Origin of the sequence: Flavobacterium sp. TAB 87, from assembly GCF_001529295.1 — a bacterium.
Taxonomy (GTDB): Bacteria; Bacteroidota; Bacteroidia; order Flavobacteriales; family Flavobacteriaceae; genus Flavobacterium.
The window spans coordinates 66,621-84,400 of the sequence record NZ_LLWK01000028.1; the positions used below are offsets into that span (position 1 = coordinate 66,621).

Below are 17,780 nucleotides of genomic sequence, written 5' to 3' on the forward strand. Positions count from 1 at the left end.
ACAACAAAGATTCCAAGGTCACACAAATATATAAAAGCATTATAATTTAATAGGCTAATCAAACGAAATCCCCAATATCAAAATCTTCCAAATTATTTTTTTGCATAAAAGAAGAACCAGAATCCGTTTGTGCAGAAAGTGTACCATCTAGCAGCTTGGCTATTTTTTGAGAAGCATCTTCGATAGAATTTCACAATAAGTCGAGTAATTCGGTTCCTTATATTTTCTGAAGTAGGACTGTTGCTGTTTCCTTTTGAGATGGTTTCATTTTCCCTTTTTTTAATAACTATTTTACAGTGCTTAAATCTTCAAAAGGTAACCGCGTGGGCAAAACCGTTATCGCCATCGGATATTCCATAACTATTCCATTCTTCTTCCACCTCCCCAAAATCAGGTACATTTCTAAAAACTTCATCCAGTTCTACTTGTGGAATTTGTTCATCGACATTTTCTTCGTCGATTTCAAGTTTGTTTTCTTACTTCATTAACTGCAGAGACAAATCAAGAGTTTTTATCTCATTTTTTTCTTTTCTGGAAAAATAAAAGCGGTCTCTCCTACTTCATTCATAAAGATAAATGCATCAAATTTCTTTCCAGATTTACTGATCATCCCTTTTAAGAGGCTTGTCTTGCCTTTAGTAATTAGTGATTCTAAATCCATCAGATTGAGTTGTAATCCACATATATTTCGAAACTGAACCCAATTACAATTTTCACCCTTGCATTTTACCAACTTATCCCGAATCGCTAATTTCTGAACTTTACATCTTGGACAAGTTAGTTCTGGTTCATTTTCAACTTCAATAGATAAAGCAAGTAGTTCTTGTGTTATCATTATTGTAAAAGCCTCAATTTCTTTTTGAAATGTTACTATATCCTCTTCATTGTCTTCTATTTTTTGCAAGGCTAGTTCCCACTCGGAAGTCATAGCAGCATTAGAAATCTTCATTTCTTTTACCAATTCGTAAACTTTTAGTCCTTTTTCTGTGGGCAGAAGTAATTTTTTATCGCGTTTCACATAATCTCTTTTAAAAAGTGTTTCAATAATAGCTGCTCTAGTGGCAGGCGTACCAATTCCTATATCTTGCAATACTTTACGTTCTTGTTCATTACCAATCTGATTTCCTGCATTTTCCATTGCTGAGAGTAAACTTGCTTCCGTATAAAGAGCAGGTGGTTTAGTTTTCTTCTCCAATACTCTTGCTGACTTAATCTTGACTTCATCACCAATTTTTAGATTTGGTAAATCTTGAAGAGGATCCTTTTCTTCATCTGAAAAACTGCCTTTTATAGCTCTCCAACCTGCATCAATAATTTTAATCCCATTTAATTCAAATTCATAGTGTATAACTTGGAAGACAACATTAGTTATCTCTTTGATACAAACAGGAGAAACTGCTTCAAGTAAACGATAAGCGATCATTTCATAAATAGCTTTTTCCTTTGCAGACAAAGCCGAAGGAATCTTATCTGTTATCAATAAACCATGGTGATCGGTTACCTTTAAATCGTTGACAATTCGTTTATTTAAACGTCCTATCTTCATTTTAGCAACTACTCCTTTAAATTTATCTGTCTCTTCCAAAATCCAGATAAGCTTAGATACTTCTACCCACATATCTTCTGGAATATACTTGCTCCCGGTGCGAGGGTAACTAATGAATTTTTTCTCGTATAGGCTTTGAGCGATATTTTGCGTTTCCTCAGCAGTTAAATTTAATTTAATGTTAGACTCTTTTTGTAATGCTGTAAGATCGAATAGCAATGGTGGCTGTTCATTGACTGTTTTTATTTCTATGGCAATTACCGTGGCTGTCCCATGTCGCTGTAGCGATTTCAATGCGTCTTCAGCTTGTTTACTGCCTTCCCATTTTATTGTGGAAAGACTTTTGAAATCTGTAAACTCTTTACGATGTTCCAATTCAATTTGCCAATATTGCTTGATAACAAATGACTTGTTTTCTAAAAATCGTTTACAAATGATTGCAAGTGTTGGTGTCTGAACCCTTCCCAAAGAATAAATACCGCCTCCACTTGCAATTGTTAATGCTTGTGAAGCATTAATTCCTACTAACCAGTCTGCACGGCTTCTACCTACTGCTGCTTGATACAGACCATCGAAATCCTTCCCTGGTTTCAAGTTATCAAACCCATTGAGAATGGCTTTTTCAGTTAGCGAACTAATCCAAAAACGCTCAAAAGGCTTACTGCAATTAAGATATTCATAGATGTAACGAAAAATAAGTTCACCTTCTCGTCCTGCATCGGTGGCAACAATGATACTTTCACAATTTTTAAAAAGTTGATCAATTGTTTTCAGTTGTTTCATTGCTCCTGTATCACGAACATAGCTTTTATCTTTTTTTACCTTACGAGCAGTTAGTAAGAATGGATTAGGTAAAATAGGTAAAGCCTCTCTTTGAAATCCAGTAACACCATAATCTTCTGGCATTGCCAATGACACTAAATGTCCGAACGCCCAGGTTACCTGATACCCATTTCCTGTCAGATAACCCTCTTTCTTCTCAATAGCTCCTAACAAGATGGCTATCTCTCGAGCAACACTTGGTTTTTCTGCAATTACTACTTTCATTGATTTGACTCTTTAGAATAATTACATTTTTCGACCTTTTGATTTAGCTACCGCTTTTGGCTTCTCCTGTCTTTCTTGCTGTTTGGTACTGTCAGGATTGTTCTGTCCGCTTTTCAAAGGCTCTTTAATATTCTTAGTTGCCTCATTGGTTTTACCTTCTGAATTAACAGCAACTTGTGTTTTACTTTCTTCTTTTGGTGTTGCTTTCTCTTTTAATTTATTTGAATTATCAAAAGAAAAACCAGTTTTGGCTGTTTCTTTATCGAATGTAATATACCCTTGATACTCCTTACCTTTCTTGTCAAGCAAACCACTTACATAAACGGTTTGTCCGTCTTTAAGTTTCTGATGTTGTTGTTCGTCAAGTTCTTTTCCTCGAAATTCTTTTGGTACATCTTGTTGTTTACTTTGTGATTGTTTATTGGGATCTGCTCTATCAAAAAGAAATTCAACATAACGTTTATCCGCATTAAATTGAACTGATGCATTGAAAGGCTCGCCTTTTTTGGAAATCATATCTTCGATATACAAAGATTTACCTTCTGTCAACGTCTGCTTTTGCTGCTCGTTTAGTTTTACTCCCTTTATTTCTTCTGGGATTTTGATATGTTCTGTGCGCAGTGCAATAACTTCTTTGGTCAAACGATCAAGACTAATTATAGAGGGTATTGTTTCACCCGATTTGGGATTAATCAAATCAACTACTGTGCCCATGTTTCCAGTTTTGAGCAAGTTTTCCTTATCTTCTTTTGTAAATTCATGTCCAAAGAATTTGTAGTTTAATTGAGGTTCTTTTCGGATGCCATGAATAGCAAGAACCACTTTTCCGTTTTCTTTTTCTTGTAGTGATAGCCTAGCGTCCATTCGCGTGATGGAGGATCCTAAATCAAGAGTTACAGGAACTAATTCACTAGTTTTATAGCCTTTTAACAGTGGCTCTAGTACGTTCATTTTTTCGAGACGTTCTTTACCTAATCCTAGATTACACATCGCTTTCCAATCAATTTGTTCTAATTTGTAGCGATACTCGCCAACCTCGGGTGTTGATTGTTTGGTTTCCATATTATTTTTAATTTCAAGTTTATAATCTAATTTTATCTCGTGTTGTTTAAATTGCTTTCCTCCCATTTTCGTAGGTTTATCAAATTCTTTCTGCATTCTTTTCGCTATGTGTATTGCTTGGTTTTGAGGAACTTTAAAAAAGATTAACTGTGTAGGATCTTTTAACTGCCGATAAAAGTTTGAGAAAAAATTTGAAAACAAATCACCTTGTCTATCCACACGCAGGAACTGGCTTTCACTTTTTTTATCCGGGATTACTGATTGTAGTTCATTATCTTTTCCAATTCCCTTAAGTATCCTTACTTCCTTTTTATTGGTATCAGATACCAACAAAACATCCGAAAATTGCTCCCCTGATTTTGGATTACTTACAGTTTCTTCTCTCATCTCTATGCTTTTTAAAATTTACTTCATCGAAAATAAATAGTTAAAACCACATTGTTCACAGACTGACTTTAGATGGTAGATTTTGTCTTTTGTTGGCTTTTAATTTTGTCTAGGAGCATTAAAACTGTCTCGAATAAACTGATGAACATCAGATAGTTTATAGTAAATTTTTCCACTTATTGTATAATATGGTAGCTTACCAGTTGAGCGATATCGCTGAAGGGAACGGTTGCTAATCTTTAACATTTGGAGGAGATCCTGATTGTCTAGTAATTCTTCACCATCAATGTTATTTCGCTTCTTTTGATTTTCATTAGTATGTTCGTTCAAAATATCAAAACGATCCATGATACGTTCCATCCACGCTATAAATTCCATTCTATCTATATTCATAGTGATATGTTGTTAATGAATTAAAAATTTTAAATTTCAATATATTTTTTTTCAAGAATGCATTTAAGAAATGTGCATAATTAAATTAACATTGCTATTAGTTTAACAAATTAAAATTTGGGTTTTAATTAGCTGATAAAGCGGTAAAAGAATTATTTATTGATGGAGTAAATTTTATAAAAAAAAATGGATGAATTTCACAAGTACTTCACAAGTTGTGACAGGTTTATTTTAAGGTTAGAAATAATATTTAAATTGAAGTCAGTAGTAAAACATATTTTTTGCAAAAAATTTAGCCTAGAATAAATAAATTATAAACTCTTTAAATGGTCTAAAAACAATGATTCAAATTTAAAGTGTGTCATTATTTTACCAGGTTAGAATGATAATCAATACTGCAATTACAATAAATTATTACACATTTTGAGCAACCAAAAAATCAATGTGCATTTAAAGAAAATTACTGATATTTTTTAAATTGAAAAAGAGCACATCTTCTGCATTGCCAAACATAGTTTTACAACTACGTTAACATGCACAAACGGAGTTGTTGGTTAATACGTTAGTATAATTATTGGGCGCAAAAACGTACATACCACAAAACGAAAGCTGATATTTAAGATCAAAAACAAATTGGAGATATGATGATTTTAAGAGAAAGACTTAAACTAAATGGAACACAAAGTATGTAGAATAAAATATTATGTAGTCTTGCTATTTAACTTATACTTAATATCGTTTTTCTTTAAATTATTTAAATCTTGTGATAGCGCGTTTTTTTTTTTAACTACTAAAATTTCCCCTATTCAATTCCCGAATTACACACTACAGTTTTAGCTTCAAATAATTTATTTTGATAGGTTTGCACAGGTTTTCCCTTTTCTTCAACCGGCAAATCACTTCAAATTATATAATATGTCAGAACAATTTAATCAGGACCGGATTAAACGTATTTACCAAATGCTGTTCGAAATGGCAACTGGAAATATGACCTTCCGCATCCATGATAATAGTAATGATGAATTAAAAAATAATGCTGAAGCATTAAATAAAATTGCTGAAGAACTTCAAAAAATAAATGCGGAATCAGGATACATAACCGCTTGCTACCAATACCACAATCTAATTCAGTTAACCTTTGTATTGGATAATGATTTTGTTTTATTGAGTTTTAATAATGAAGTGCCGCTCACTCTTAAGTACAATCCGGATACAATTGTCAATACCGACTTTGGTAAATTAATCGCTCAGCAATCGAAAGATATTTGGAACGGTATTCTTGATGAATTAAATAAAACTCTAATTACAACACTACTTTGCAATTAATTTTCATTACTGGTGATAATCATCTAATGCCCTCATTTTGTACAATATCACGATTATTATATAGCGATGAAATAATTGTAAGTTCAGTATCAACCCTACTTGAAGACATGCGTAGCATTAACGATCGTCTCTCTAGTTCAAAAATTCGTAGACAGAAAGAAGTTACTTCGATTCAAAATCTACATGATTATATTTTAAGTCATCTGGATGAACCATTACCTACTTTACACTACTTGGCTCAAATGTTTGCTATTGAAGACCACATATTAAAAAATGGTTTTAGAACCTTATTTAAAACCAGTGTCTATAACTTTTATCAAGAAGAACGCTTAAAAAGAGCACATCTAATGATCCGGCAAACATCCGTTTCTTTAAAAGAAATTGCATATCTGAATGGCTTTAAGGGCTATCTCAATTTTTATAAAGCCTTCAAAAAAAGATTTGGCTACAAACCAAGTGACATTTCAAGACCTGAAGAAGATCTTTAACCCTAATACTTTTGCTCTGTTTTATTTTTTGAATAACGAAATGCCTGATTTGCATAATGTTATATGTTTTTTATTTAGAATTTTACCTTATTAAAAACTCTAATAATGAAAGTTACAAATAACATCAGAAGAAACTATATAGATACCATAGGCTACTTGCTCATTATCCTTTTCTCCTATGCTGCTTTTAGTAAAATATTGGACTATCAGACCTTCACCATACAACTCGGACAATCGCCATTGCTTAGTGCTTTTGCCGGTTGGGTCGCTTGGTTGATTCCTTCTGTAGAGTTATTAATCGCTGGATTGCTTATGTTTAAACCTACTCGATTGCTTGCATTGGTTACTTCTTTCGCTTTAATGATGATGTTCTCCGCCTACATCTACATCATTCTGCATTTCAGCGAATTTGTACCATGTTCCTGTGGTGGTATACTTGAAAAAATGACTTGGAACCAACACCTAATATTCAATCTTATCATTTGCCTTATTACTATTCTTGCAATCATTTTTTCTTTGCAGGACTTACAGCAACAAAACAAAGGGTGGAGACTACGACATAGTTTAGTACTTATTTTTACAGTAAGCATTTTTGCGATTGGTATTGTATTATTATTAGTTGTAAAATCAGAGCAGATCATCCATAAGGAAAATAATTTTATCCGTAGATATCCACCTCATCTTTATAATAAATCGGCACAATTTAATTTAAAATATGACGGTTACTACTTTGCCGGGATGGTAAATGATACAATATATTTAGGTAACTTTCTTTCCCCACTTTCAATAATAGCGATAAATAGCAACTTAAAAAAAATTGGTAATTACAGCATTGAACTCGACAACTACAATCTGCCCTACCGAACTGCTCAGGTTCGTATTTCACCACCCTATTTTTTCCTAACAGATGGCACAGTTCCCTGCATTTTCAAAGGAAAAATAAGAACTTGGAAAGCAAAGCAACTTCAGGAAGTTAAAGCTCATTTTTCGGTGTTTGAACCTATAGATTCCATAACAGCTGCGATAAGAAGTAGAAACCCTAAAACGAATGAAAGCATTTTGGGTCTACTAACGTTTTCAAATGGCAATACATCAGTGTCATGGAATGATGGCCTTTTACAAAAACAAATAGATGGTGTTTTTGATTGTGACGGGATCCTTCGGTACAACCTCAAAAACCAGAAACTTATTTATACCTACTATTATCGCAATCAATTTATTGTAGCCGACAAAAGTATAAAAGATTTTTATCGTGACAATACAATTGACACGACCACCTTAGCCAAAATTAAAATCGCTTCATTAGGCAACGGCGTCAGAAAATTGGCACAACCATCTTTAATGGTCAATAAACTGAGTAGCACAGTAGGAAATCAACTGTTTATCAATTCCAATCTTCGAGCTCATTTTGAATCCTTAAAACTATGGAAACAATCGTCCGCGATTGATGTCTACAACTTAAAGACAAAGACCTACGAGTACAGCTTCCATGTCTACAACATTAACAATAAAAAACCACAAGCAATGTATGCAACAAAGGATAAAGTATACTTCATATTCGATAAAGTTTTGGTAGCATATCAAATAGATAAGTCCGTGAGACGATAATATAAAGAAATACCCTTTTAGGTATCAGGAATTAGATCGAACACCTGTAGAAAAGAGTAGATCAAATGAATAACTTTAATTTTTAACATTATGAAAAATGTAAAATTTTTTTTGTCAGTAGCGCTTTGTACCGCTGCGGCAGCCGGAGCGTTCGCAACAACTGCATCTAAAGACGCTGTTAAATCAAGTGCTGCAACCTTAGAGCCAGGTTACATCAAACAAGGACCACAATGTGTCTTTAAAAACAACTGTTCGGTTGAACCAACATTGGTACTCTGTACAGAAACGCAAACAGGCGGAGCACAGATTTTCGGTATGGACAGCAATAATGACTGTACTGTGGAATTGTTTAGACAACCTAACTAAAAAGTTGGAAAGTCAAAAAAAAGGCAGTTCCTTTTCGAGGGAACTGCCTTTAATTTTTAAAAATAACTTATTCAATACCCTTCTTTATCCATTCCGATGGCTGTGCATCCTTTAAAAAAGTGGCAAGCCATTGTTCATATTTATGCGTAAAATCGATTTGACCCCTACCCTGAGTTAAAACATGCCTGTTTTCGGGATAGATAAGCATGATCTCCTTCTTACCTAATCGTCGTAAAGCATTGTAAAATGCTATGCTTTGATGGTAATGAACTTGCAGGTCCAACTCACCGGTCCATATTAAAATTGGCGCGCTAATCTGTTGTGCATGCATAATCGGTGAGTTTCGCAAATAACCATCCATATCTTCATAGAACGATTTACCCATACGCCACATATCATACTCATATCGCCAGATTTCAGGCCTGCCATTATTCCAGCCAATCGAAAAATAACTACTAATCAAATCAGTCACACCGGCTCCAACAATGATCGTTGCAAAAATAGGTGTTTGGGTAGCAATATAACTGACCTCATAACCTCCAAATGAATGACCCGTCAAAGCAATTTTATCAGCGTGTACTAAGCCCATCTGAATCACAGCCTTAGTCGCGGAGACAACACAATCTGTGGCACTACTACCTACATGACCCATTTCATAGGATATATCGGGGTACAGGACAAAGTATCCTTGAGCAGTTAAATTACTGATATTGGCTCCTCCTCCATTATATAAACTCGGATTGACATAGTTATGTAAATGTTGACTCAACTTTTCATAAATATAAACGACCATGGGGTATTTTTTACTCGAATCGTAATCAGCTGGATAGTACAAAGCTCCTTGTAGCTGCTTATTTTTTGAATTAGTATAGCTAATAAGCTTTGAATTACCCCAATGATAAGCTACTTGTTGCGGATTACTTTTGAAAACCATTGTAGGAGTTGCCGATCTTTTGCTAATTGTCATTATCGCTGGTGCGGTATTATAATCTTCTACTTTGTAATAAAGGGTTTCACAGTCTTTGCTAAATCCAAACTCGGTAATACTTTTGTCAGCAAAAACTAAAGGATCCTCAACACCTTTCCATCGATAATAACCTGATTGTCTAGTAATTTTGCCATCAGCTTTTAGATAAATACCAGCTTCTAAATTAATTTTAGGAAAAATGAATCCATCAAAATTCATAAGTCGATCGTTCTGCCCCAAAGCTTTAGCGAGCCGAAATACAATTTGCTGCTCTCTTCCTTTAGTCAATCGTTCTGTTTTCAAGTTCTTTAAATTAACTGACCATAAATCATATTCATCATAAATAAGTATGCATGAATCATCAGCTGTCCATCCCGCAATTCCATAAGCATGGTGCCCTGCTCTATCATTTGACACTTCATAAATCTTTTGAAAAATACCTGCACTAACATTTATATGTCTCCCCGTCGCTAGTTCATAAACCCACCAATGGGAATCGCTACGATAAGTAATAAATTTACCACCGTAAGATGAGGTGACATCTCCCATAATACAACTTTTATCATGTAAAAAAAGCGTTTGTTTACCAGTGTTCAAATTAGTAACATACCAGTCGATTTTATTATGAAAATCAAACTGCGGCTTTTGCACAGTAGGATTATAGGTAATCGCATACTGCTGGTCGCCACTTAGCATAATTTTTGGCTGTGAAGTGGTAGTAAGCAGTCTAAATTGACCGCTATCCGGAAACCAAACCGCACATTTTGGTGCAATATCCAAACGACCCTCCTTTTGAACCTGACTATAAGTCCAAGAATCATTTCCATTCCATACCTGTACTATCGGTTTTTCCGCATTTGATTTGGCAGTTTCGCTATTAAAAAAGAACACCCGTTTGCCATCCTCTGATATAACAAAGCGAGTCCATAAAGGGGGTAATATGCTACTGCCTTTAGCAAAATCCGAAACTGTATTAGCATCAAAGCCATACAACTTACTGTCTTTAAAGCGATACAAATACAAGTTCTTGGTATTACGAACATCTAGATTATCTTTATAGCTTTTCACAAAAGCAAAAGCATTTCCTTCTCCTTGCCAAATTATATTATTAAAACTGGCTTCAGCATCAGAAGCTAGTGATTGAACTTGAACTTTACCGCCATCAAAAAGGCAATAATTTAAGGAGGATATCTCTTTATCTATTGTATAAACCAAAGCAGTACCAGACGGATTTAGGGAAAACTCCGCTACATCTTCTATTTTATTAACAACACTACCATTAATTGGGCCAATAGAAAGTTGGTTCAAATCAGATAAGGTTATTAGAGTTAATCCGTCACTTGAAAAAGCACTTTGCTTTACGTTCTTTATTACTCTGGTACTACCATTTTTTAGATTTACTATCGTAAATACTTTATCAGGAAGCATACACTTAAACCAACTGTCATTAGCAAACCTACCCTCATAACCTTTCGGAAAGCTATAGGTTTTGGTTGCCGTTTTATTCCTTACAAAAAGTGTATCATTCTTACTTTCATAGGCTAAATGATAACTCACCCAGCCCCCCTTGGCAGAGACCTCTTTCATTTCCATCGTACTCCATAACTGGTAATCAGCCTCGGTAAGGTGTTTTTTGAGTACAACCTGCCCCAATACCGAGCAGGAAAATAAAATAACTAATAAAACAAATAGATTTTTTATATTAGTAGCCTTCATTCTGTGGCGCAAGATTAGGGTTAATCAATAATTCCGATTGGGGTACTGGCCAAAAAACATCCGTACTATTCCATCCTCCTTTAACCACTGACAATTTTGTATCCAATTTTCCGTTACGTTGCAAATCAAAAAAGCGGTGCCCAGTTTCTGTAAACAATTCAAATCTTCGCTCCATAAGTACGGCTTCAATTATTTCTGAACTAGTCACCGCCACAGTATTACCAAGTCCTGCTGTACTGCGAACAAAGTTCAAGTCTTCTTTTGCTCCAATTAAATCTCCCTGCTGCGCTCGTGCTTCCGCTCGGATTAAATATTGCTCAGCAAGTCGCAGCATCACTGAATATTCGGTCGAAGTACCTGTTCCGATACCTTGCTTGTACTTGTAGGCATGATACCAGGCAGCAGTACCTTTGTTAATAATTCTAATCCAACGGTTTTTACGCTGATCACCTACTTCAAAGGAATTATACAGTTCAGTACTGAGCGAAACGCTTGATGGCGGTCCGGCATTAAATACAAACAAAGCTCCCTCCTGTGTATTAGTTGTACCACTACTGGAAGCAAATTGCCAAATAGTGCTGCTGCATCCTTTCAGAAACACCTTGTCTAAATTTCCTTCCCAGACATAGAGACCTGTTTCATTTAAGACAGCCGAAGCTGCATTACTAGCTTCAGACCACTGCCTGTTATATAAATACAGTCTTGCTAATAAAGCCTTAGCGGCAAATTGGTTTGGTCTAACGCGTCCTATGCTTATGTAGGACTTCGGCAATAAAGCAGCAGCAGCCTCCAAATCAGCAATACAAAGAGCGTAGACTTCTGCCTGAGGCAATCTCTTCACGCTACTATTTTTCTGATAATCAGTAGTTTTTATATAAGGACAACCTCCGTAAACACCATCTAAATAGGAATGTAATAACGCTCGAACAAACAATGCTTCGCCCATAAGCTGCTGCTTTTCGACCGTACTAAGAGTAGTAGAATGGCTAACACCTTCAATCACGGCATTGGTGGCATAAATTTGGCTATAGGCACTTGTCCACAATTCCTGTACAAAAGAATTGGTGGCCGTCAGCCCATTGTTGTAAAAAGGTTCTGCAGTAGTAATTCCGGTTTGATAACACACCAATTCATCAGTGTATTGACCTAACAAATGAGAAAGCCCAACAGACTTGCCCGTTAATAGACCACCATCTCTCATTTTACCATAGATATCCTTCATAGCAGCGGTCGCAGTAGTATAATCTGCAAAAACGGCTTCACTGGTCAGTTGAGAGTTCGGCTGTTCCACATCCACAAAAGAATCGCAGGAAATAACGACACTTTGTACTAAGCAACATAGTATGGCAGATCCAATAAATCTAATTATATTTTGTTTATTTTTCATAATAGCTTTTTTAAAATTTAATTTCGGCTCCTAAACTGATAACTCGTAGTGGAGGCAAATAATTAAAACTTCTGAACTCAGGATCACCGTCATCATACGAGGTAATTGTCAACAAATTTTGGGCCTGCAAGGATAGTTTACATTGCAATCCTTTCAAATAAGTGGGTACACTATAAGAAACAGCAACGTTCCTAAGGCGGATATACGACGCATCACTCACTGCGGCATTACTATAGGCATAACGTCCGTAGGCAGTCACTGCGGCACTATTCAAACCAGTAGTGTAAATTTGCATAGTAGCATTGTCTCCTGGCTGTTGCCAACCCCCATTTGCCGTAAGGGGTTGGTTGCCAAAAGCACCTGGAGCCGAATACTGCGAAGCAGCATTCCAATTCAATTGCTTTACAAACTGGAAAAGAAAGTCCAATTGAAACCGTTTATAACGCAACTGATTTTGTACTCCGCCATAGTATTCCGGGCTGAAATCCCTGATTGTCTGGGCATCATCTGCAAAAGATAAAGCACCATCGCCATTCACATCTTCAAACTCATAGATACCCGTTTGTGGGTTCACACCGCTAAAATGATATAATTTCTGAATATTGATGGATTCCCCTATCACATATTGATTACGGTAACTGCTGGTTGCAAGACCGGGAAAAGCAATCAGCTTGTTTTTTGGAAAAGTGATATTAATATCAGTGGTCCATCCAAAAGAATCCTTCTGGATATTCAGCGTGCGCAATGTCAATTCTAATCCTGTATTCTGAACCGTAGCATCAAGATTAGATTGTATGGTGGTAAAACCAGTAGTCGAAGGCAGCGGCATACCTATAAGTTGATTGGAGGAACGGTTGTGGTACCAACCCGCAGTCGTGAAAATTCTGTCGTTTAGAAAACCAAGTTCGATCGCTGCTTCTATTTTTTGGTTACTTTCCCAACTAAAGTTAGGATTAAACAGTCGTATAGGTCTCAATCCCACAGTACCATCATAAACACTCGTTGATGATTGATAAGTATCCAAATATTGATAATCACCTATCTGGTCATTTCCGGTAACACCAAAACTGCCGCGTACTTTTCCGAAGCTCAGAAGAGAAAAATCCTCTCTAATTACTTTTTCCTCAGAGAATAACCAAGCCATACCTACAGCGCCAAAATTAGCAAATTGCTTACCTGGTCCAAATCGGCTTGAACCATCACGACGACCGGTCAGATTCACAAAGTATTTATCCTGCCATGAAAAATTCACTCTGCCAAACAAAGCCTGATACATATAAAGAATTTCATCGTCAAAATTAGTTCTACTCAAACTCGCTGAAGCCAAGTTATATAGCAAACTGTTACTGGTGAAACCGGATCCAAATTGGACCAATCGATTGGTAGTTTCGTTCTGAAAAGTACCTCCCACGAGCACATCAAACTTTCCTTTACCGAGCTGTTTTTGCCATTGCAACTGCGGCTCAATTACCCATGATTGCCGAGCAGTGGTCGTAAGATAGATGGAAGAATAAGAAGCAGCGGCCTGATAAATGGGATCATAAATGGTCGAAGGATTACTCCGGGTTTCATGATGCTGCAAATCCGTAAAACCAAAACTGGTCTTAGCGGTAAATCCATAGTCTAATTGATAGGAAAACAATCCATTAGTTACCAGACTATTCGTTTTTGACAATGCCTTTGCATAAAGTGCCGCTAACGGATTTTCCCAACTGCTATTTTCCCAGTTCAGGGTACCATCAGCATTATAAAGAGCGGGAGCATTAGGAGCTAAATTTCGAGATATGCGTGTTAAATCTCTTGCGGGCTGGTCATTATCTTGAATATCATAACTGCCGGAGAATGTCACTTTAAATTTTTTATCAATACTCTCATGATCTAAACTTAGATGTACTCCACCTTTTTTATAATCAAAGTCCCCAGGGTATACCGTACCCTGACTATAGGTATTTCCACTAAGCAAAAAGTGTGTCTGTGCCGAACCTCCCGAAACGGATAATTGCATCGTCTTTATTTCAGCAGTACCACCGGTTAATTCCTTTTGCCAATCAGTATTTTGATTACGGTCCCATGTACCGTTTACATCGTAAGCATTAAAAGGATAAGTAGTGATTCCATCGTTGGCAAAGGCCTGTTCCCGCATCATCAAATATTCAGGAGTGCCCATTAAATCGGTCGTTCTGGTAATTTGCCCTACAGCGGTAGTGCTACTGACCGCAAATTGAGTCTTCCCCGCTTTCCCTTTTTTAGTGGTAATAAGTACTACTCCATTAGCACCACGCGAACCATAAATAGCTGTCGCATCAGCATCTTTCAACACTTCGACACTGGCAATAGCACTAGGCGTAATCGTATTAAGCGGACTGGTAGCACTCGGCAATGAAGTCGAAGTTTGCCTATCCCCTATCGCATCCGAGCTAAAAGGAACCCCATCAATAATATACAATGGTGCATTACCAGTACTGCGTAAACTGTTGATTCCGCGAATTCTAATGTCAAAGCCACCACCTGGAGCTCCTGTCTGTTGAGTTATATCAACCCCCGCCATCCTACCCTGCATCGCTGCGAGTACATTCGTTACAGGCTGCGTTTCAATATCATTAGCAGTGATTCTGGCTATACTACCCGTGCGTTCGCTTTCTTTAACGGAATAATAACCAGCATTGACTTTTACTTCTTGCAGGTTTGTGGCATCTTCCTGAAATCGTACATTAATTATAGTGCTAGTATTTACGGGCATTTCTATAGTCTTGTAGCCCATAAAGGAAAAAACCAGTGTATCTGTAGCGGAAGCAGTTATCTCATACTTCCCATCAAAATCGGTAATAACAGCCGTTTTCGTTCCTTTAATAGAAACGGTTACTCCCGGCATTGACCCTCGATTGTCAGTAACAGTTCCGGTAATTTGTTTAATCTGAACTTGTTTCAGATTCTCCTTTCGCAAGCTATTGTAAGGTTTAAAAATAGTCGAAGGGATTACGGTTTTTTTTGCAAGAACAAGGTTAGTATTCAGTATTATGCAAATAGGCATATACCACAATACCGCCCTAACTCTGATTAATGAAATTTTTTTCATAATTTTGGTATAGTTAAATGAAACGTTAGTTTTGTTAGCATTGGTCCTCTTTTCAGTTGTCCAGACAGTGAGAGGGCCTTTTTTTATGTGTGTGCCACGAAGGCGCTACGGTTTAAAGGGTTTATTTTTTCATAGGCGTTTTTTTAGAGTTAGTGTTTGTACTAAATAAGCTTTAGCTATTTTTAAATCTTTAAAAACAGTTGCAACCATATAACCACAGGCATACTATTGCTATTAAAGCCACTATTAATGCAATTTGCATTTGTTTGTAGTATTTCATTTATTGTTCAATTGTTTAAAAGGTTAATTTTTTTGTTTGTTATAGACTAAAAAACAATCTGCACCTCGTGATAACCAACTCAAATTCAATTATGTCCATTTGATTCAAAAGGTGTTTCGGTGCAGGTATTTTTTTAAGCATTATATTGTTGTCAATCGGATAAGTCAATTTGGGACAAAGATAAAATACAGACATAGGACTTAGATAGTAATAATTATTAAATCATAGGCTCACGGGCTTTACTGGTTAGAATAGATAAAAAATGAATGCGAGGCTTTGAAAATGAGGAAGATTGGCTTAAAACCAGCTGAGGTATAGCCATAAAAAATGGCATGGAACTCAGCTTACTGCCTTAGAGGTACTGGTATACCCGGGAACAATAAGTGAGCCCACGCCATGGGACGTGAGCATCTTACTTATCATTTCGTTCCTTTTAAAATTACCAGTTTTCTAAGACGAAATTCTAAGCGAATGCTTCAAAATTGTATTTGAAGAATCGCAAATATATAAATTCAAAAACAAATATAGTTAAAAATAATTAACCACACATATATGTGTAGGGTTAATATTTTTTTATGCTGCAAATTTATCGTGTGGAAGAAAAGGAACTAAATAAGGTAATGATAGCTCTTGGAGCGATGATTAGGAAAATTAGAGAACAGACAACTGACTTTTCTCAGTCCAAATTAGCCGTTGAAATTGGTATGTCAGAAAATCAGGTTAGTAGAATTGAAAGAGGGGAAACAAACCCAACAGTTAAAACTCTTCTTATAATTGCGAAAGCTTTAAAAGTTGAAATTAAAGATTTATTTGAAAATGGAAATTAGATTTCGATAAAAGAAAGGAATTAGAGATAAAAAAAGATGCTAGGCATCTTTTTTTTTATTAAAAACACTTGAACTATAGTATTCAATTCGGGAATCACACACTATACTATTTGTAACTATCTCAATAGAGCTATTAGTTTGACACTTAATCAAATTTATAGTAGGGATGAACTGGTATGAAATAATAGGGATAGTTGTGATTTATGTAATTGGCGTTTTTATAGGTATAAAGGTCAATGACATTAGAAAAAATTATCAACATAATGATAGCTGGAAGAGCAGGTAAAAATGAAAGATGCTGTGAGGTGTCTTTTATTGTTTTAAGACTAGTTGATAATTTATAAATAAAATACTATATATTTGAGAATCACAAAAAACGCTGTCGAATAGCGCCTAACCTACGTGATTTGGGTAGATTGGCTCTTTAATGTAGCGTGTATATACAAGTTATAGCCAATGCGTTAAAAAATCGTATCATAATCAACATCAATTCTAAACATCATGAGAGAAAAAGACCAAGAAAAAATAAACAGCGACTTGAAGAAAGTCGTTAATGACCATCTTTTAAATGGTTTCAAAAATCGCCAACATCGCTTAGTTGATACGGTTAAAGAAGTCCGTATCCTTAATAGTGAAATCATCCAAGACGAAAATGATAGAGATCACATTTTAGTTAAAAATATTCAAGTTGGTGCTCGGGTATTCGTGATATTCGGAGATGATGCAAAAAGCTCAGATAATATTCTTGTAAAAAACCAAGGACCTCTGAGTTTTAGATATAATAAAGAAATAGATAACTTTGAATTAGAGGAAGCCACAGCCAAATTCTATGATGCAACAAACTAAATTTTAATATGCCAATTCCAAAAAATATTGAGCGTGAACATATTTTCCAAGCGATAATTAGAATAAAAAGAGAAGGAATTCCAGCGTTACGCGAAGCCAAAGAATGGGCGATGAAATATGAAAATGAAACTTATCCATGCAAACTATTAATATCGTGGGGAAATTTTTATGCGAATGAAGAAGAACTAAATCCAAATCCTAGGAACTTTCAAACATATATGGCTCAAGAATATTTGCGAAATTTAGGTTTTGAAATCATCCATATTTAAATATTCGCACTAGCTATAACAGCGGTTTTGCGAGATTGCGAAATAAGTGCAAAATTCAAGTTTATCGTTCGCAAGAAATTTTATCTTAGCCGAAAAATCTCGATTACGAAGTTCGCAACCTCGCAAAGCCGCGAAACGTCAGGCTGTGAAAAAACTTCTTTTTCCTCTAATATGCCCTCACATTGGTAT

13 protein-coding genes are annotated in these 17,780 nt (G+C 35.8%); 7 read left to right on the top strand and 6 right to left on the bottom strand.

Features of this window, described 5'->3' with window-relative positions:
• Nucleotides 1–511: 511 nt before the first annotated feature.
• From AP058_RS02275 to AP058_RS02285, 3 genes are all read right to left on the bottom strand, one after another.
• Nucleotides 512–2,593 (bottom strand): type IA DNA topoisomerase, encoded by a 2,082-nt coding sequence (locus AP058_RS02275; protein WP_066306466.1) that lies wholly within the window; start codon nucleotides 2,591–2,593, stop codon nucleotides 512–514.
• 21 nt (nucleotides 2,594–2,614) lie between these two features.
• On the bottom strand, nucleotides 2,615–4,042 hold the full coding sequence (locus AP058_RS02280) for a DUF3945 domain-containing protein (RefSeq protein ID WP_066306468.1): 1,428 nt from the start codon (nucleotides 4,040–4,042) through the stop codon (nucleotides 2,615–2,617).
• 99 nt (nucleotides 4,043–4,141) lie between these two features.
• Nucleotides 4,142–4,435, bottom strand: coding sequence for a helix-turn-helix domain-containing protein (locus AP058_RS02285; protein WP_066306475.1), 294 nt, complete (start codon nucleotides 4,433–4,435; stop codon nucleotides 4,142–4,144).
• A gap of 915 nt (nucleotides 4,436–5,350) precedes the next feature.
• Between AP058_RS02285 and AP058_RS02290 the strand changes: the two genes are divergently transcribed.
• The 4 genes from AP058_RS02290 to AP058_RS02305 all read left to right on the top strand — a co-directional run bounded on the left by AP058_RS02290 (nucleotide 5,351) and on the right by AP058_RS02305 (nucleotide 8,223).
• Entirely contained in the window at nucleotides 5,351–5,761 is a 411-nt protein-coding gene (locus AP058_RS02290) for a hypothetical protein (protein ID WP_066306478.1), read from the top strand.
• A gap of 107 nt (nucleotides 5,762–5,868) precedes the next feature.
• Nucleotides 5,869–6,249, top strand: a complete 381-nt coding sequence (locus AP058_RS02295; protein ID WP_197413372.1) for a helix-turn-helix domain-containing protein — start codon at nucleotides 5,869–5,871, stop codon at nucleotides 6,247–6,249.
• A 105-nt stretch (nucleotides 6,250–6,354) separates the two neighbouring features.
• Nucleotides 6,355–7,857, top strand: coding sequence for a MauE/DoxX family redox-associated membrane protein (locus tag AP058_RS02300; protein ID WP_066306483.1), 1,503 nt, complete (start codon nucleotides 6,355–6,357; stop codon nucleotides 7,855–7,857).
• A 90-nt stretch (nucleotides 7,858–7,947) separates the two neighbouring features.
• Nucleotides 7,948–8,223 (top strand): DUF6520 family protein, encoded by a 276-nt coding sequence (locus AP058_RS02305; RefSeq protein WP_066306488.1) that lies wholly within the window; start codon nucleotides 7,948–7,950, stop codon nucleotides 8,221–8,223.
• Nucleotides 8,224–8,290: 67 nt separating this feature from the next.
• On the opposite strand, the gene AP058_RS02310 is transcribed toward AP058_RS02305, so the two are convergent.
• From AP058_RS02310 to AP058_RS02320, 3 genes are read right to left on the bottom strand one after another with little or no spacing between them, the layout of a single operon-like run.
• Complete coding sequence (locus tag AP058_RS02310) at nucleotides 8,291–10,906, bottom strand: S9 family peptidase (RefSeq protein ID WP_066306490.1); 2,616 nt, start codon at nucleotides 10,904–10,906, stop codon at nucleotides 8,291–8,293.
• The gene (locus AP058_RS02315; RefSeq protein WP_066306492.1) at nucleotides 10,893–12,293 is read right to left on the bottom strand and encodes a RagB/SusD family nutrient uptake outer membrane protein; all 1,401 of its coding nucleotides are present in this window, start codon (nucleotides 12,291–12,293) and stop codon (nucleotides 10,893–10,895) included. The genes AP058_RS02310 and AP058_RS02315 overlap by 14 nt, the downstream gene beginning before the upstream one ends.
• A 10-nt stretch (nucleotides 12,294–12,303) precedes the next feature.
• The gene (locus AP058_RS02320; protein ID WP_066306498.1) at nucleotides 12,304–15,369 is read right to left on the bottom strand and encodes a SusC/RagA family TonB-linked outer membrane protein; all 3,066 of its coding nucleotides are present in this window, start codon (nucleotides 15,367–15,369) and stop codon (nucleotides 12,304–12,306) included.
• A gap of 873 nt (nucleotides 15,370–16,242) precedes the next feature.
• Here AP058_RS02320 and AP058_RS02325 point away from each other — a divergent pair.
• From AP058_RS02325 to AP058_RS02335, 3 genes are all read left to right on the top strand, one after another.
• Nucleotides 16,243–16,476, top strand: a complete 234-nt coding sequence (locus tag AP058_RS02325; protein WP_197413374.1) for a helix-turn-helix domain-containing protein — start codon at nucleotides 16,243–16,245, stop codon at nucleotides 16,474–16,476.
• Between the two features lie 501 nt (nucleotides 16,477–16,977).
• Nucleotides 16,978–17,322 carry a hypothetical protein gene (locus AP058_RS02330; RefSeq protein WP_066306507.1) on the top strand — a complete coding sequence of 115 codons (345 nt, stop codon included), beginning with the start codon at nucleotides 16,978–16,980 and terminating at the stop codon, nucleotides 17,320–17,322.
• A gap of 8 nt (nucleotides 17,323–17,330) precedes the next feature.
• Entirely contained in the window at nucleotides 17,331–17,591 is a 261-nt protein-coding gene (locus AP058_RS02335; protein WP_066306510.1) for a hypothetical protein, read from the top strand.
• Nucleotides 17,592–17,780: the final 189 nt, after the last annotated feature.

Excerpts from the sequence above, each read along its gene's own strand:
- AP058_RS02275 (WP_066306466.1), bottom strand. The coding sequence starts at position 2,593 with ATGAAAGTAGTAATTGCAGAAAAACCAAGTGTTGCTCGAGAGATAGCC.
- AP058_RS02280 (WP_066306468.1), bottom strand. The coding sequence starts at position 4,042 with ATGAGAGAAGAAACTGTAAGTAATCCAAAATCAGGGGAGCAATTTTCG.
- AP058_RS02285 (WP_066306475.1), bottom strand. The coding sequence starts at position 4,435 with ATGAATATAGATAGAATGGAATTTATAGCGTGGATGGAACGTATCATG.
- AP058_RS02290 (WP_066306478.1), top strand. The coding sequence starts at position 5,351 with ATGTCAGAACAATTTAATCAGGACCGGATTAAACGTATTTACCAAATG.
- AP058_RS02295 (WP_197413372.1), top strand. The coding sequence starts at position 5,869 with ATGCGTAGCATTAACGATCGTCTCTCTAGTTCAAAAATTCGTAGACAG.
- AP058_RS02300 (WP_066306483.1), top strand. The coding sequence starts at position 6,355 with ATGAAAGTTACAAATAACATCAGAAGAAACTATATAGATACCATAGGC.
- AP058_RS02305 (WP_066306488.1), top strand. The coding sequence starts at position 7,948 with ATGAAAAATGTAAAATTTTTTTTGTCAGTAGCGCTTTGTACCGCTGCG.
- AP058_RS02310 (WP_066306490.1), bottom strand. The coding sequence starts at position 10,906 with ATGAAGGCTACTAATATAAAAAATCTATTTGTTTTATTAGTTATTTTA.
- AP058_RS02315 (WP_066306492.1), bottom strand. The coding sequence starts at position 12,293 with ATGAAAAATAAACAAAATATAATTAGATTTATTGGATCTGCCATACTA.
- AP058_RS02320 (WP_066306498.1), bottom strand. The coding sequence starts at position 15,369 with ATGAAAAAAATTTCATTAATCAGAGTTAGGGCGGTATTGTGGTATATG.
- AP058_RS02330 (WP_066306507.1), top strand. The coding sequence starts at position 16,978 with ATGAGAGAAAAAGACCAAGAAAAAATAAACAGCGACTTGAAGAAAGTC.
- AP058_RS02335 (WP_066306510.1), top strand. The coding sequence starts at position 17,331 with ATGCCAATTCCAAAAAATATTGAGCGTGAACATATTTTCCAAGCGATA.